This window comes from Methylobacterium oryzihabitans (assembly GCF_004004555.2).
GTDB classification, from domain to species: domain Bacteria; phylum Pseudomonadota; class Alphaproteobacteria; order Rhizobiales; family Beijerinckiaceae; genus Methylobacterium; species Methylobacterium oryzihabitans.
The window spans coordinates 1-470 of the sequence record NZ_SACP01000136.1; the positions used below are offsets into that span (position 1 = coordinate 1).

The 470-nt window shown below is 63.4% G+C and carries 1 protein-coding gene; it reads left to right on the forward strand.

Annotation, left to right across the window (positions count from 1 at the left end):
* The coding region (locus EOE48_RS28720; RefSeq protein ID WP_148239822.1) for a sulfatase-like hydrolase/transferase at positions 1-470 on the forward strand (470 nt) is incomplete at both ends.

Sequence of the window (470 nt, forward strand, 5' to 3'; positions counted from 1 at the left end):
CCCGCGCCGAGTTCAACCAGGCAGAACTCGACCCCCACTCGCAACGCCTGCTCAAGGTCTACGACCTGTGGAACAAACCGCTGCCTGTGGACAAGATCCACGACGCCCGCCGCGCTTACTTCGGCGCCTGCAGCTACATCGACGACAACATCGGCCAGCTGCTGCAAACCCTGGAAGAGTGCAACCTGGCCGACGACACCCTGATCGTGTTCTCCGGCGACCACGGCGACATGCTTGGCGAGCGTGGCCTCTGGTACAAGATGCACTGGTTCGAGATGTCGGCGCGGGTACCGCTGCTGATCCATGCGCCCAAGCACTTTGCGGCGGCTCGGGTCAGTGCCTCGGTATCGACCTGCGACCTGCTGCCAACCTTGGTAGAACTGGCTGGCGGCACTGTGGATAACAACCTGCATCTGGACGGCCGCTCGCTGCTTGGCCACCTGCAAGGGCAGGGCGGCCACGATGAAGTG